Genomic DNA, 15,376 nt, shown 5'->3' with positions numbered 1-15,376 from the left:
TTCAAAAAACAATAAAATAAAAAATTAACCTCTTTAATTATGAGTTCAGAAAATGTTCAAACCAAATGGGGACAGTTTATCTCGTTGATAATTGTTTTCTTCTTTTGGGGTTTTGTTGGTTCGGCTAACGACATCCTGATTCCTGTTTTCAAAAAAGTATTTACCTTATCGCAAGTACAATCACAATTAGTAGCTTGGGCATTTTACGCCGCTTACTTCGTAGGATCTATGATTTTCTTCTTAGTTTCCTTAAAACTAGATGTTTTACAAAAATTTGGATATAAAAAAACCCTTTCTGCTGGTTTACTCCTTTCAGCATTCGGATCATTTTTGTTCATTCCAGCTGCAACAATGGAAAGTTTTCCTTTTTTCTTAACCGCTTTATTTACTGTAGGTTTAGGATTTTCGATCCAGCAAATTGTAGCAAATCCTTTAGCAATTAAAATGGGAAGCCCAGCAACCGGAGCTCACCGTTTAACTTTAGCAGGAGGTATCAACTCTTTTGGAACAACAATTGGAGCTATTTTATTAGGTATCGCTTTATTTGGAATGGGAGACAATAAAAAGACTTCACTTTCATTAGAAGACATAAAATTACCGTTCATCATTCTTGGACTTGCATTTATTGCCGTTGCTATTTTCATGAACTTCTCTAAAATTGAAGATCCTGCAAAAGAAGAGGAAGAGGTAGTTAAAGTAGCACACGAAAAATTCACCATTTTAGACTATCCACAGTTATACTTAGGAATGTTAGGAATCTTTATTTATGTTGGTACAGAGGTAACAATCATTAGTAATTTACCCGCTTTATTGCATACTGCAGAATTTGGTAATGTACTAGAAGACGCTATTGCACCATTTATCGCACTTTACTGGGGAAGTTTAATGATTGGTCGTTGGAATGGCGGTGTAAACGTTTTCAACACTTCAAACTTAGTAAACACAGCTCTTAAATTTATTGTTCCTGCTGTAGCATTTGGAGTAATTATTGGAGCTAACATTTTTGCTGCACACGATGTATCTTCATTCTATATCTACCCAATCTGGATTTTACTATTTATTGCCGTAAGTTTCGCAGGGGGTAAAAATGCAGGAAAAACTTTAATGCTTTTCGGAATATCAGGTGTATTAATGATGTTTGCAGGATTGGTTTGTCCAGATCCACAAATTGCTAAATTCTTCTTTATCTCTGGCGGATTATTCTTATCTATTATGTGGCCTTCTATCTTCGATTTAGCAATTGCAGGTTTAGGAAAAAACACAGGAAAAGCATCTTCATTCTTGATTATGATGATTCTTGGAGGAGGAGTTATTCCTTTAGTTCAAGGAAGCATCTGTGATATCGATTTAACAAGTCCAGGAGGAATATTTGGTATTACATGGACACATTTCTCTTACGTTGTACCATTAATTGGTTTTGCATATTTAGGATTCTACGGTTACTACTGTCCAAAAATATTAAAAAAACAAGGTATCAATCATGTTGAAGGCGGTGGCGGAGGTCACTAATTAAAATATAAATTCATAAAAAAAGCTCCCATTTTACAATGTAAAATGGGAGCTTTTTTTATTCACTGAAGACAAACCTATAATTCAAGTATAATTCTTTCACACACACAACTTCGAACCTTTGAGTCTTTGAGCCTTTACTTAGCAGTTAGAATTTCATTTAAGTTCTTCTTGAAAATAGCTTTATTTTGCTCAGATAACGTATAAATAACATCTTTATCCGCATGAACAATAACTTTATCAATATTTGCTTCTAAAAGCGCTTTAGGATCCTTTATTTTTAATGTACAAGCTCCATCAAAAAAACCATCGTCTTCAATAATCTTTTTGGCTTCCAAAATAGTTCCGTCACTTAAAACTGCAGAAATAGTCATTGTCTTATTTAAGGTACTAGAATAAAATCCATCCATAACTAATAGTAATCGATAAGAATTTTTCAATTCCGGACCTTTAAATTCATGACGTGTAATATTGTAACGTAAACCTTTTGCCAAAGTCTGAAATTGCTTCGAGCAATCTAATTCAAAAGTAGCAACATCGCCTGCTTCATTAACCGATTTTAAAACTTTAGCCGCCTGTGCATTTATAGAGAAATTAATCAACCAAAATGCCAAAATAAAGATTACTTTTTTCATATATACTTAGATTTGAGATATATAAAAGTAAAAAAAAATCGCCATCTTTCTAATGAAAAATGACGATTTTAATTTATAAATACCTAAGTATTACTTGTTTCCTTTTTCGAAATCAGCTACGAACTGAGCTAAACCAATATCAGTTAACGGGTGTTTCAATAATCCGTAAATTGCAGAAAGAGGTCCAGTCATAACATCAGCACCAATTTTAGCACAATTTACAATATGCATTGTATGACGCACAGAAGCTGCTAAAATTTGAGTCTCGTAACCGTAGTTATCAAAAATCAATCTAATTTCTTCAATCAAGTTCAAACCATCAGTCGATACATCATCCAAACGACCAATAAAAGGCGAAACATATGTTGCTCCGGCTTTTGCAGCTAATAAAGCCTGACCTGCAGAAAACACAAGAGTTACGTTAGTTTTAATTCCTTTATCAGAAAAGTATTTTGCTGCCATAACACCTTCTTTAGTCATTGGCAATTTAACCACGATTTGCTCATGTAATTCAGCCAATTCCTCACCTTCTTTGATCATTCCATCAAAGTCAAGTGCATTCACTTCAGCACTTACATCACCATCTACAAGATTGCAAATGTCAACATAATGCTTCAATATATTGTTTTTTCCAGTAATTCCTTCTTTTGCCATCAATGATGGGTTAGTTGTAACCCCATCCAAAACACCTAAAGCTTGCGCTTCTTTAATTTGAGCTAAATTAGCCGTGTCAATAAAAAATTTCATAATCTATTTATATTTAATTGTGTTCATACTTTGGGCGTGTTCGTTGCAGTAAATCGGGCTTTAGACTTCATCTTTAAGAAGATTTAAAAATAAAATACCTAACAGCCGCCGGCTGTCCTCCTCTTAATCTCAAATCTCACGCAAATTCCGTGCAAAATTACAACTTATAATGATTCATCAACATTTTTTCGTACACTTTATCAGGAAGCACACGTTTTAGAACAATTGAAAACTTTTGCATAAAAGCCCCAACTTTATAATGCACATTTGGACTTTTTTGCTGCATGATTTTATAAATAGCTTCTGCCATTTCATTTGGATTGCTTCCTGCATCTACATGTTCATTCATTGCCAAAAGCGTTTCTTCGTACACTTTTTCATAAGCAGATCCCTTTAAAACCGGAGCATGATAACGACCAGAAGCAATATTTGTAGCGAAATCACCCGGCGCTACATTTGTAATTTCAACACCAAATTGCTTTACCTCCATCCTTAACGCTTCAGTAATCAATTCTAAAGCTCCTTTTGATGCCGAATAAACACTTCGATACGGTAATCCCATATAACCCGCAATTGAGGTAATATTAATAATCAAACCTGATTTTTGCTCACGCATTTGTGGCAAGACAGCTTTCATAACCTCAATTGGACCAAAAAAATTGGTTTCGAAATTATTCTTGATTTCCTCCATTGGAATTTCCTCCAAAGGTCCCGTAATTCCAACGCCAGCATTATTAATCACAACATCTAATCGTCCCGAAGTTGCAATAATTTTTGAAACAGCCGTCTTAATAGATTCAGCATTTCGAACATCTAAAGCCACAAGTGGAAAAATTGAATTCAGTACTTTTTCTGGATTCCTGCTCGTTCCGTAAACAACAAAACCTTTTTTATGCAAAAATTCTCCAATTGATTTTCCAATGCCTGAGGATCCTCCGGTAATTAAAACGACTTTATTCATTTTGAAAAGTTATGAGTTATGGGTTATGAGTTATGAGTTGATGTCCTGGGATAAAACTTTTAACCTTTAACATTCAACTTCTAACTCTATGAAAGGTCCAAAAATAAAAAAATCCCCCCGAAGGAAGACTACTTTTAAATTAATTCTAAAAAAAAATCCGAACATAAAGTTCAGATTAAAAAAAAATGGCAAGCGACCTACATCGCACCGCTCAACCACGTACCCTTGCTATGTTCCCATCCTGGGGGAGTCTGCAGGAGCTGGTCGTGTAGGACTTGCCGGTGCAAATATACAATCTTTTTATATTTTTGCAAGAGCTTTGTTGCTATAAAAATATCGTCGTATATTGGCTTATTCAAATTTTAAACTATGAAAAAATATAACTTCCTAACTGTCATTTTATTAGGAATCACATTAATTGGATGTGGAGATACAAAAAAAGGTGAAAATTCTTTATTTAATATCGATGATTCGGCTTTTCCGGCCCATTTTTTACCTCAAGAGTCAATTTCGATCGCTATTTTGAACCCAAATTCGAAAGAAATTGACAGCGTTGCTTACTTTATTAACGATAAAAAAGTGGGAAGTACAAAAGGTGCAGAAAAATTCAAATTTGAATTAAAAGACCAAAAATTAGGATATCAATACTTAAAAGCGACCGTTTATTTTGGATCAGATTCATCTGATGCAACAAAACGCGTTGAATTGGTTTCTAATATTGAACCAAAATTATTAAAGTATAAAGTTATTAATACATATCCTCACGACACAACCTCTTTTACAGAAGGCTTAGAGTTTTACAAGGACACTTTATATGAAAGTACAGGACAAGAAGGAAACTCATATATTAGAAAGTACGATTACAAAACTGGAAAAATTTTCAAACAAATTGATTTAGATAAAAAGTATTTTGGAGAGGGAATCACTTTTATCAACGGGAAATTATTTCAATTGACGTGGCAAAACAAAACAGGATTTATCTACGATGCCAATACCTTAAAACTAGAAAAAACTTTTACTTACGAAAAAGATATTGAAGGTTGGGGAATGACTAATGACGGAAAATACATTTACCAAACTGATAAAACAGAAAAAATCTGGAAAATGGATCCCGCTACTCAAAAAATGCTTGATTACATTAACGTTTATTCAGGAACTTCAAAAATTAAAGCCATTAATGAATTAGAATGGATCAACGGAAAAATCTATACCAATGTTTTTCTCAAAGATGCTATTGCTGTTGTAAATCCAACTTCGGGCGCAGTTGAAGGAATCTTAAACATGACAGATTTACGTAAATCGATGAAAGGTGTTACCACTGAAGATGTTTTAAATGGTATTGCATATAATCCTAAAACCAAAACTATTTTTGTAACTGGTAAAAACTGGAGCAAAATATTCGAAATAACAGTTTCAGAATAACTCGAAATAGTTAAACACAAATACGAATTTCACAAATTTCATGAATTGTTTCATGATAATTTGTGAAATTTGTGTTTTAAAATACCTTTATACAACTAAATTTAATCCATGATAACTCTTATAACAAACATAAAAGAACTACTTCAGGTTCGCGAAACTTCTATTTCTAAAGTTTCAGGAGCCGAGATGGCGGAACTTCCAACTATTAAAAATGCTTTTTTAATTCTAAAAGATAATCTTATCGATGATTTTGGTTCAATGAAAAACCTTCCTAAAATTAATGCAGATAAAGTAATTGATGCAACAGGAAAAATCATTTTACCATCTTGGTGCGACAGCCACACTCATATCGTGTACGCAGGAAATCGCGAACAGGAATTTGTAGATCGCATTAACGGATTCTCTTACGAGGAAATCGCAAATCGCGGCGGTGGAATCTTAAATTCAGCCAAAAAACTTAACGAAACTTCTGAAGAAGAAATATACGAGCAATCCAAACTTCGCTTAGAAGAAGTTATGCATTTAGGAACCGGCGCCGTCGAAATAAAATCAGGTTACGGATTAACAATCGAAGGTGAACTAAAAATGCTTCGCGTAATAAAAAAGCTGACTGAAAATTATCCAATTTCAATAAAAGCTACATTTCTTGGCGCACATGCTTTCCCGTTACATTACAAAGAAAATAAATCAGGTTATATTGATGAAATCATAACTAAAATGCTACCCGAAATTGCCAAAAACAAACTAGCTGATTTTGTTGATGTATTTTGCGAAACCGGTTATTTTTCTGTTGAGGAAACAGAAAAAATCATGCAAGCAGGAATTGAATTTGGATTAAAACCAAAAATTCACGTAAATCAATTTAACTCGATTGGAGGAATACAGGCCGGAATTAAATTTAAAGCCCTTTCAGTCGATCATCTTGAAATTATGAACCGGGAAGACATTGAAGCACTAAAAAACACTGAAACGATGCCTGTCGCACTGCCGTCGTGCTCCTATTTTTTAAGTATCCCATATACTCCAGCACGCGAAATGATAAAAGCAGGTTTACCAATTGCTTTAGCTACAGATTTTAATCCTGGTTCAACACCATCCGGAAATATGAATTTTGTAGTTGCAACAGCTTGTATCAAAATGAAAATGACTCCTGAAGAAGCCATAAATGCCGCAACAATAAATGGAGCTTATGCAATGGGAATTTCAGAAACTCACGGAAGTATTACAAAAGGAAAAAAAGCCAATTTAATACTCACTAAACCTATTTCATCTTATTATCAAATTCCATACGCATTTGGAAGCAACTTAATTGAAAATGTTTTTATTGAGGGCAAAATCATCTAATAATTTAGATTAAAAAAATTTCGAATTCAAACGCTAATCTTATCTTAAAAGCTGCGTTTAAATTTGACAATATAGAAAAAGAGGCTATATTTACTACTTTGTAATTTAGCCTCTTTTTATGATTTTATTAAATCACAATCTGGATTTGCATCACTTTAAATTGAAACAAAATGTTTCGATTGCATTTACGGATCTGTGTTTTAATCAAAATATTTTCAATACATTTTTTTGTGTTTTAAAATTAAAAATCTTCCCGAATTATTAAGCACTCGCGAGTGTGCTTAAATAAATCCTATTAACTTTATTATTTACCCTGTTTTTCCAATATTCATTGGAGAATACAACTCGCTTTATAAAGTTTTATTTAATTCAAAATGAATAATAGGATTCTGATTATTCTGCATTTTTTTTTAATATTAAAACAACATAATTATGGCTAAGATGAACACTTTAAAAACTGCAAAAACAGATTTAAAAGCAAAAAAACAGGAGAAAATCCTAAAAAAGCTAGAAGAGAAACAAACCCGAAAAAGAAAATAATCCTAAATAAAAAAAGGTCTGTGAAGCAAATCACAGACCTTTAATATCTAAGTGGTATTATTCCTATTGGGCTATTATCTCAAGTTAAAACTTGTTTTAGAAACCAATTCATCATTATCATAAACATTGATAAAATAAGCTCCTTTTGCAAAATCTTTACCTGGTAAGTCTTCGCTAACATTTACTGTTTTGTTTTCATATTTAACAGTAGTTTTAAAACTATAAGTTAAAGTATTGTCACCAAAACTCTCCGTTTTCTTTTCGCCTAAAACATTATTTTTAGAATCGATAACCTGCACATAATATGTTTTATCACCAGATTTAGCGATTTGGTTTTCAGCGATTGTAAAACTAATTTTCAAAACATCAGCACGACTTGCTTTATCAGTTTCGATTTGTTTTCCTGAGCTTCTCAATTTGTAAGCAGCAGTTTTTGTATTCAAAACTGATAACTTAGCACCTTTTTCAACAGTTTTTGCCAACTCTTCGTTTTGACCAACTAGTACTTCATTATATTTTTTAGACTCACCTAAAACTGTAATTGTACTATCTCTCTGAACTGTTAAAACACCATTTTGTTTTTTCAATTCATCGTTTTCAGCAACTAAAGTTTTCATTTTACCCTGCATTGCCTGAACTTGTGATCTGAATTTAGACACATCTCCTTTAGACTTGTTCAAATCATCCATTAAAGCTACTACTTTATCTCTTTCCTGAATTAATTCATCAGACATAGAAGTATTTTCTGCAATTGCAGCATCATAAGTTGATTTCAACTCTTGCAAATCTTTCATAACAGACTCTTTCTCCGTCATTGTTGTTGTAAGTTCGGTCTTAACCACCTCTGTATCAGAAGATAATTTAAAAATATACACTAAGCTACCAATTAGTAGGACTGCTAAAACTGCGATTACCGCTTTTAGACTTGAATTGTTGTTCTTTGGGTTTTCCATATTTAAATAATTTTCTTTAAAACAAATTTAAGAATTAATATAAGGTAATAACGTAAGTTACCACAATTATATTATTTTTGGAAAATAAATTTTTTTCATGGAGAAACTAATCCCGTTTACTGTTAATGATTTGGCAAAAGTTACAAATCATCGAAGTGGTGAAATAAAGTTCGGAGAAAAAATGATTGTCATTCCAAAAGGAGTTGATAAAGTCACATTTTTAAAAGAAAGCGAAGCTAAATATGTACTTTTAGGAATTCCAGAAGATATTGGCATACGTGCTAATTTTGGAAGACCCGGAGCAGCATCGGCATGGCAAAATGCAATAAAAAGTATTGCAAACATTCAGCACAATCGTTTTTCGAAAGGCAGCCAGATTATTGTTCTAGGACAATTAAATGTTACTGAAGAAATGCGTGATGTCGAAAATCTAGATTTTCACGATATCGACGATCGATCTAAACTTAGTCAGTTGGTTGAAAAAATTGACAAAGAAGTTTCACATATTATTTTCACGATTGTAAAAGCCGGAAAGATTCCAATTATTATTGGCGGCGGACATAATAATGCTTACGGAAATATAAAAGGTTCGGCTTTAGCTAAAGGAAAACCAATAAATGCGATTAATTTTGATGCCCATTCTGATTTTAGAATTCTGGAAGGTCGTCATAGCGGAAATGGTTTCTCATATGCATACGAAGAAGGATTCCTGAAAAAGTATTTTATTTTTGGATTACACGAAAACTACACTTCTAAAAGCGTTTTAGACATTATCAAAAAAATTGAAGATCGGGTTCGTTACAATACTTACGACAGTGTCAATATTCGTAAAGAAAAAGATTTTAATCGCGAAATGGCTTTAGCGTTAGAATTCATAAAAACTGATTCATTTGGAATCGAAATTGATTTAGACGCAATTCCAAATATTGCCAGTAGCGCAATGACCATAAGTGGTTTTTCTGTTGAAGAACTACGTCAGTTTATTTCATTTTTTGGACAACATCGAAATGCTACTTATTTGCATATTTGCGAAGGAGCACCAGATTTAGCCGACTCTCCAAACAATAATTTAATTGGTAAACTAATTGGTTATTTAGTAACTGATTTTATCAAAGCCAATAATGAAAAAGAGAAATCGCAATGAAGGTCAACGGGTTTAAAACCGCACATTTCCCAAATAATACAAGATTCAAATAAAGGATTAACCGAATAAACCTATCTTTGCACAGAATTTTAGTACTTAAAACTAAATTCTTAATACATAAGATATGTTATTCGAAGATTTATCACTTTCAAAAAGTATACAAAAAGCCGTATTTGAAGAAGGCTACCTTAACCCTACTCCTATACAGGAACAATCTATTCCGATTGTCCTGGCAGGAAGAGATTTAATTGGTTGTGCACAAACAGGTACGGGAAAAACAGCAGCATTTGCTATTCCAATCATACATCAATTACACCGAATTGTAGGCTCTACAAAAAAAGCCAAAGTAATTCGTGCACTTATAGTTACTCCTACTCGTGAATTAGCCGTTCAAATTGGACAAAGTTTTGACACTTATGCTAAATATACCAATTTAACTCAATTGACTATTTTTGGAGGAGTTTCTCAAAATCCACAAGTTGACGCTCTTAAAAATGGCGTTGATATTTTGGTTGCAACACCAGGAAGATTATTGGATTTACAAAAGCAAGGTTTTCTTGATTTAGATCACCTGCATACTTTGGTTTTAGACGAAGCCGATCAAATGCTGGACATGGGTTTCATAAACGATGTAAAAAAGATCGTAAAACTGACTCCTAAAAACCGTCAAACCTTATTATTCTCAGCAACGATGCCAATTGCTATTCGTGAATTGGCTGAAATGTTTTTGCAAGATCCTGCAAAAGTAGAAGTTTCTCCTGTATCGTCAACAGCTGAAAATGTAGAGCAACGTGTTTATTTTGTTGAAAAAACAGAAAAAAGAAACTTATTATACCATTTGATAAAAAATGAAAATTTATCGAATGTTTTGGTCTTCTCAAGAACTAAACATGGCGCTGATAATGTTGTAAAAGCGCTTCGTAAAAAAGATATTCCGGCAGAAGCTATTCACGGAGACAAATCGCAAAATGCAAGACAACGTGTTTTAGACGCTTTTAAAAACAAAGAAGTTGGCGTTCTTGTCGCTACAGATATTGCTGCGAGAGGAATTGATATTGACCAATTACCTTTTGTAATCAATTTTGATTTGCCTAACATTCCCGAAACTTATGTTCATAGAATTGGACGAACCGGACGTGCAGGAAATGGCGGAATTGCAATTTCATTTTGCAGTAAAGACGAACACGGATATTGGAAAGATATTCAAAAATTAATAAAAGTTGACGTAACAACTGTTACTGATCATCCTTACCCATGGCATTCCGGAAGTCCTGAAGCGACTACCGAGAAACCTAAAAACTCAAACCGAAGTGGCGGCGCTCATAAATCGAGAAAGTCAAATGCTTCAAAACAAAATAAAAAACGCTGGTATTAACCAGCGTTTTTTGCTTCATTTATTAAATAGTTCATAATTTTAAATAGTCTTACAGGTTCAAATGGCTTAATAATAATATCATTTATTCCTGAAGAAATTGCTTCATCTGTTATTTCATCTTTATCAAAAGCTGTCAAAGCTACTATTGGTATTTTAGTGTCTTTTAAACGAATTCTTTTTGAAGTTTCAAACCCATTCATCAAAGGCATATTTATATCCATTAAAATAAGATCAAATTCTTCCTTCTCTAATATTTCCAAAGCAGCAAAACCATCATCAACAACTTTGCAAGTATAATTATTTTTTTCAATAATCTTTTTTGTAACCAATTGATTTATAAGATTATCTTCAACAATTAAAATTTTATACACTTCGTTTGAGGTCAAATCAACTTCGATTTCTTCAATGATACTCTTCGTTTTCATCGGATCGTACTCAAAAGGAATTACGAATGTAAATGAAGTTCCTTCGCCAATATTGCTTTCCAGCTTAATCGTAGTACCAAAAAGCCCTAGCAATCGTTTTACAATACTCAACCCTAATCCGGTTCCTTGATAATCCTCATCTTTTCTTCCAACCTGAACAAATTTTTCGAAAATTTTCCCTTGATCAACAACTGCGATTCCAACTCCATTATCCTTAATTAGAAAATCCAGAAAATACATTTTCTCTTCTGTTCTGTCTAATTTTACAATAATTTCGACTTCGCCATTCTTAGTGAATTTTAATGCATTACTCACTAAATTCATCAGAATCTGAGCCAGTCTCAACTTATCTCCAATCAAATATTCCGGAATACACGGATCAATTGAAACCGATATTTTGTTATTATTTTTTTGCGCTAAAAAGGAAAGCGAATTTTTAATCATCGTAATTTCATCTGAAATGTTAAATGTCAAATTCTCCAACACAACCTTATTTTCTTCTATTTTATTAATTTGAAGAATATCATTTACTAAAGACAATAAATATCTTGCTGAAAATTTTAAGGCACTCAAATGGCGGCTTTGCGACAATTCTTTATGTTCTTCAAGCAGCATATTTGTTATACCCACAACACCATACAGCGGAGTACGCAATTCGTGGCTTATGGTCGAAATAAATTGAGTTTTAAGTAGTGATGCCTCCTCGGCTATTTCTTTTGCCTTTAAAAGCTCTAAATTATGCTTTTTCTTAAATCTAATATTTTTAATCAATGTTATAATTAAAAAGAGAAGAATCAGAGAAATCAAAATGAATAAGATTACAATAATTCGAGATTTCTTAAGGCTTTGATATTGCGAGTCTTTTTCGCCCTCAATTTTATCAATTTGCCTTTTGTATTCATCTAATTCAAGGTTAAATCCGGCAATAGAAGCTTTCTTAAGTTTTTCTTCATTATATAATTCTTCCGTAATCCTATTAGAAGCAGCCAGATTCTTATATGCTTCCTCGTATTTTTTTACTTTAGATAAAAACTTAGAATATTCTAAATGTGCATATGATAAATCAGATTTTTCATCATTATTTTTCCCAGCTGCAATGGCTTTTACAAAATATGCATTTGCTGCATTATAATCATTGCGATCACTAAAATACATTCCGTTAAGCATATTGACCACAATTTCATTCGATTTATCGCCATACTTTTCGAAATTATTACCTACAAATTTTAAATACGGATATCCTTCTTTGAATTTACCAATATCAAAATACGCCCAGGCTATATTTATATTAGTAAAATAAACCTGACTCATATCGTTAATTTTCAAACTATAAGCAATCGATTTTTTATAGTAGCTTATTCCTTTATCAAATTGCTTTTTTTCAAAACAATAAATATTACCCAGGTTGTTATGAAGTTTATATTTTAGCGTATCGTCTTCCGTTTTATTAGCGTAGAGTAATCCTTTATTATAAAAGAAAATAGCTTTATCAAATTCTGATAATTCATTATAATTTCCGGCTATAATTTTATACGATTTTGCAATTAAATGATCGTTCTTAGCAAGAGTAGCATAATTTAAAGCTATTCGGGAATTGATTAATGATTTTTCAAAATTCGATTCTTTATAATCCTCCCAAGCCTGTTCCACAAGTTTGCTAATCTTCTCTTCTGACATAGTTTCAGATTGTGCAATTGCCGAATTGGCAAAACAATTCAGAAACAAAAGAAGCAACAAAAAAATCCGCATTCGGGGCATAAAAATTTGGCTAATTCGATCAAATATACGCTTAAAAATAAAAAAAAGCCGTATTTCATATAAAAATACAGCTTTTCTTTTTTTATTTAAACACTTTTAAATACTCAGGTCTTTTTCTTACGAAAAAACAGCGTAAAAGTTAGTTTTCAGTAGCAATCTCAATTTCTTTACCTTCTTCCCATTTACCAACAACTGATGTCGCTAAAGCATTTCCTAAAACATTGGTAGCACTTCTAAACATATCGCAAAAGTGATCAATTGGCAAGATTAAGGCAATTCCCTCAATCGGAATCTTAAACATTCCGCAAGTTGCGGCAACAACAACTAAACTAGCTCTTGGCACACCTGCAATACCTTTACTTGTAAGCATTAAAACTAAAAGCATTACCATTTGCGAACCTAAATCTAAATGTACACCATAAAACTGAGCGATAAAAATACTGGCAAAAGTCATGTACATCATACTTCCATCTAAATTAAATGAATAACCCAAAGGCAACATGAATGATACAATTTTGTCTTTAACACCAAATTCTTCCAATTCCTCCGTTAATTTAGGAAAAACAGCTTCACTACTTGTTGTTCCAAAAGCAATTGCTACAGGACCTATAATGCGTCTTAACAACTCAGTCATTCTACTTTTTAAGAAAATATAACCAACTACTATCAAAACGATCCATAATGTACTTATTCCGATTAAAAATGATCCAAAAAACTTAAAATATGTAATCATTAATTCTTCAGCATCTCTGATCGCAAATACACCTGCAATGGCTCCAAAAACTCCAATTGGAGCAAAGTTCATTACATAATTTACCATTTTTAAAACGATATGAGATATTTTATCAAAAGCATTTATAACTGGCTTTACAGTACTTCCTAATGACGCAGCAGCCAATCCGAAGAAAATAGCAAATACAACGATCTGCAAAATCTCATTGGTAGCCATTGCTTCAAAAATACTTTTAGGAACGATATGCTCAACAAAATTTTCAAAAGACAAAGTTGTTGTTTTAGCAGTGACTTCTGAAGCAGCCGACATATCAACATGATCTAATTTCAAACCTACTCCAGGCTCTAAAATATTTACATAAAACAACCCAATTAATAAAGAAATAAATGAAGCCGTAAAAAACCATCCAAGTGCCTTTCCTCCAATTCTTCCTACTGTTTTTAAATCTCCTAATTTGGCAATTCCAACTACTAAAGTTGTAAATACTAAAGGAGAAATAATCATTTGCACCAATCGGATAAAAATGGTGGCCAGCATTTTTATTTTATTACTAAATGATACCGCAGCTTCTTGCGAAATCGAATTGTGCAAAATAATTCCTAAAGTTGCTCCAAGAATCATTGCAACAATAATTTGCCCTGTTAATCCTGAAAGAAATGATTTTTTTTTGGTTTCTGTAACTTGCATTAATTTGTTTTATTTAGAATTAAAATATTAAAACCCTCACTGTCTTAACTTTTATTAATATGTTTTGTTGATTAAGTAAAAATCAGCCAAAACAATTGCAGCCATTGCCTCAACAATTGGTACTGCACGCGGTACAACACACGGATCATGACGTCCTTTTCCGGTCATTGGTGTGATGTTTCCTTTATTATCTAATGAATCCTGAGTCTGCATGATAGTCGCAACAGGTTTAAAGGCTACTCTAAAATAAATATCCATTCCGTTGCTGATTCCACCCTGAATTCCTCCTGAAAGATTCGTTTTCGTTGTTCCGTCAGGATTATATAAATCATTATGTTCGCTTCCTTTCATTTCAGAACCTGAAAATCCGCTTCCGTATTCAAAACCTTTTACTGCATTTATAGAAAGCATTGCTTTTCCTAATTCTGCATGTAGTTTATCAAAAACAGGCTCGCCTAAACCAACCGGAACGTTTTTAATTACACATGAAACGACACCACCAACAGTATCACCTTGTTTACGAATATCACGAATATATTCTTCCATAATTGCTGCCGATTTTTCATCAGGACAACGAACAGGATTACTTTCTATTTTCGAAAAATCTAAATCCTGATAAGGTGTATCTAAATGAATTGGACCAACTGAAGACACATATGCATTAATTTTAATGTCAGGCAACATTTGCTTTGCAATTGCACCCGCTACTACTCTACTTGCTGTTTCTCTTGCTGAACTTCTTCCGCCACCGCGATAATCACGGAAACCATATTTTTGATCGTATACATAATCAGCGTGACTTGGTCTGTAATTATCTTTTATATGTGAATAATCATCCGATTTTTGATTGGTATTTGGTATAATAAAACCAATTGGAGTTCCGGTAGTCTTACCTTCAAAAATTCCAGATAAAAATTGAACTGCATCCGGTTCTTTTCTTTGCGTCACAATTGCTGACTGCCCTGGCTTTCTGCGAGACATTTCAACTTCAATTGCTTCCAAATCAAGTTCAATTCCTGATGGGCAACCATCAATAATTCCGCCCAAAGCTTCGCCGTGAGACTCTCCAAATGTTGTAACCTTGTATAGTGTGCCGAAGCTATTTCCTGCCATTGTAATTTGTTTTGAGCAAATGTAAGTTTT

The 15,376-nt window shown here is 32.9% G+C and carries 12 protein-coding genes and 1 other RNA gene; 5 read left to right on the top strand and 8 right to left on the bottom strand.

Features of this window, described 5'->3' with window-relative positions; genetic code table 11:
* Positions 1–39: 39 nt before the first annotated feature.
* Positions 40–1,509, top strand: a complete 1,470-nt coding sequence (locus ACHRVZ_RS17235; protein ID WP_395424122.1) for an MFS transporter — start codon at positions 40–42, stop codon at positions 1,507–1,509.
* A gap of 137 nt (positions 1,510–1,646) precedes the next feature.
* Here the strand turns inward: ACHRVZ_RS17235 and ACHRVZ_RS17230 are convergent, their stop codons facing one another.
* The 4 genes from ACHRVZ_RS17230 to ffs all read right to left on the bottom strand — a co-directional run bounded on the left by ACHRVZ_RS17230 (position 1,647) and on the right by ffs (position 4,133).
* The gene (locus tag ACHRVZ_RS17230) at positions 1,647–2,144 is read right to left on the bottom strand and encodes a hypothetical protein (RefSeq protein WP_395424121.1); all 498 of its coding nucleotides are present in this window, start codon (positions 2,142–2,144) and stop codon (positions 1,647–1,649) included.
* A gap of 90 nt (positions 2,145–2,234) precedes the next feature.
* Entirely contained in the window at positions 2,235–2,891 is a 657-nt protein-coding gene (fsa, locus tag ACHRVZ_RS17225; RefSeq protein ID WP_395424120.1) for a fructose-6-phosphate aldolase, read from the bottom strand.
* A gap of 157 nt (positions 2,892–3,048) precedes the next feature.
* Positions 3,049–3,852 (bottom strand): SDR family oxidoreductase, encoded by an 804-nt coding sequence (locus ACHRVZ_RS17220; protein WP_395424119.1) that lies wholly within the window; start codon positions 3,850–3,852, stop codon positions 3,049–3,051.
* Between the two features lie 183 nt (positions 3,853–4,035).
* An RNA gene (ffs, locus tag ACHRVZ_RS17215) (signal recognition particle sRNA small type) lies at positions 4,036–4,133 on the bottom strand.
* Positions 4,134–4,221: 88 nt separating this feature from the next.
* Between ffs and ACHRVZ_RS17210 the strand changes: the two genes are divergently transcribed.
* Both ACHRVZ_RS17210 and hutI read left to right on the top strand, forming a co-directional pair.
* Positions 4,222–5,274 carry a glutaminyl-peptide cyclotransferase gene (locus tag ACHRVZ_RS17210; protein WP_395424118.1) on the top strand — a complete coding sequence of 351 codons (1,053 nt, stop codon included), beginning with the start codon at positions 4,222–4,224 and terminating at the stop codon, positions 5,272–5,274.
* Positions 5,275–5,382: 108 nt separating this feature from the next.
* A complete protein-coding gene (hutI, locus tag ACHRVZ_RS17205) occupies positions 5,383–6,618 on the top strand; it encodes an imidazolonepropionase (protein ID WP_395424117.1) in 1,236 nt (411 codons plus the stop codon).
* Positions 6,619–7,232: 614 nt separating this feature from the next.
* Here the strand turns inward: hutI and ACHRVZ_RS17200 are convergent.
* The gene (locus tag ACHRVZ_RS17200; protein ID WP_395424116.1) at positions 7,233–8,111 is read right to left on the bottom strand and encodes a hypothetical protein; all 879 of its coding nucleotides are present in this window, start codon (positions 8,109–8,111) and stop codon (positions 7,233–7,235) included.
* Positions 8,112–8,208: 97 nt separating this feature from the next.
* On the opposite strand from ACHRVZ_RS17200, the gene ACHRVZ_RS17195 reads away from it, so the two are divergent.
* The gene (locus tag ACHRVZ_RS17195; RefSeq protein WP_395424115.1) at positions 8,209–9,255 is read left to right on the top strand and encodes a formimidoylglutamase; all 1,047 of its coding nucleotides are present in this window, start codon (positions 8,209–8,211) and stop codon (positions 9,253–9,255) included.
* 124 nt (positions 9,256–9,379) lie between these two features.
* Positions 9,380–10,630: a DEAD/DEAH box helicase gene (locus ACHRVZ_RS17190; protein WP_395424114.1), complete on the top strand. Its 1,251-nt coding sequence runs from the start codon at positions 9,380–9,382 to the stop codon at positions 10,628–10,630.
* On the opposite strand, the gene ACHRVZ_RS17185 is transcribed toward ACHRVZ_RS17190, so the two are convergent.
* From ACHRVZ_RS17185 to aroC, 3 genes are all read right to left on the bottom strand, one after another.
* Positions 10,627–12,732 (bottom strand): response regulator, encoded by a 2,106-nt coding sequence (locus ACHRVZ_RS17185; protein WP_395424113.1) that lies wholly within the window; start codon positions 12,730–12,732, stop codon positions 10,627–10,629. The two genes, ACHRVZ_RS17190 and ACHRVZ_RS17185, sit on opposite strands and share 4 nt — an antisense overlap.
* 220 nt (positions 12,733–12,952) lie before the next feature.
* Positions 12,953–14,233 (bottom strand): dicarboxylate/amino acid:cation symporter, encoded by a 1,281-nt coding sequence (locus ACHRVZ_RS17180; protein WP_395424112.1) that lies wholly within the window; start codon positions 14,231–14,233, stop codon positions 12,953–12,955.
* Positions 14,234–14,287: 54 nt separating this feature from the next.
* The gene (aroC, locus tag ACHRVZ_RS17175) at positions 14,288–15,346 is read right to left on the bottom strand and encodes a chorismate synthase (RefSeq protein WP_395424111.1); all 1,059 of its coding nucleotides are present in this window, start codon (positions 15,344–15,346) and stop codon (positions 14,288–14,290) included.
* Between the last annotated feature and the right edge of the window lie 30 nt (positions 15,347–15,376).

The organism is Flavobacterium sp. FlaQc-57 (genome assembly GCF_044007395.1).
Lineage (GTDB): Bacteria > Bacteroidota > Bacteroidia > Flavobacteriales > Flavobacteriaceae > Flavobacterium.
This window is presented reverse-complemented; position numbering and strand designations above follow the sequence as displayed.

Bases quoted from the DNA above. Each gene is read 5' to 3' on its own strand.
- ACHRVZ_RS17235 (WP_395424122.1), top strand. From the start codon at position 40: ATGAGTTCAGAAAATGTTCAAACCAAATGGGGACAGTTTATCTCGTTG.
- ACHRVZ_RS17230 (WP_395424121.1), bottom strand. From the start codon at position 2,144: ATGAAAAAAGTAATCTTTATTTTGGCATTTTGGTTGATTAATTTCTCT.
- fsa (WP_395424120.1), bottom strand. From the start codon at position 2,891: ATGAAATTTTTTATTGACACGGCTAATTTAGCTCAAATTAAAGAAGCG.
- ACHRVZ_RS17220 (WP_395424119.1), bottom strand. From the start codon at position 3,852: ATGAATAAAGTCGTTTTAATTACCGGAGGATCCTCAGGCATTGGAAAA.
- ACHRVZ_RS17210 (WP_395424118.1), top strand. From the start codon at position 4,222: ATGAAAAAATATAACTTCCTAACTGTCATTTTATTAGGAATCACATTA.
- hutI (WP_395424117.1), top strand. From the start codon at position 5,383: ATGATAACTCTTATAACAAACATAAAAGAACTACTTCAGGTTCGCGAA.
- ACHRVZ_RS17200 (WP_395424116.1), bottom strand. From the start codon at position 8,111: ATGGAAAACCCAAAGAACAACAATTCAAGTCTAAAAGCGGTAATCGCA.
- ACHRVZ_RS17195 (WP_395424115.1), top strand. From the start codon at position 8,209: ATGGAGAAACTAATCCCGTTTACTGTTAATGATTTGGCAAAAGTTACA.
- ACHRVZ_RS17190 (WP_395424114.1), top strand. From the start codon at position 9,380: ATGTTATTCGAAGATTTATCACTTTCAAAAAGTATACAAAAAGCCGTA.
- ACHRVZ_RS17185 (WP_395424113.1), bottom strand. From the start codon at position 12,732: ATGTCAGAAGAGAAGATTAGCAAACTTGTGGAACAGGCTTGGGAGGAT.
- ACHRVZ_RS17180 (WP_395424112.1), bottom strand. From the start codon at position 14,233: ATGCAAGTTACAGAAACCAAAAAAAAATCATTTCTTTCAGGATTAACA.
- aroC (WP_395424111.1), bottom strand. From the start codon at position 15,346: ATGGCAGGAAATAGCTTCGGCACACTATACAAGGTTACAACATTTGGA.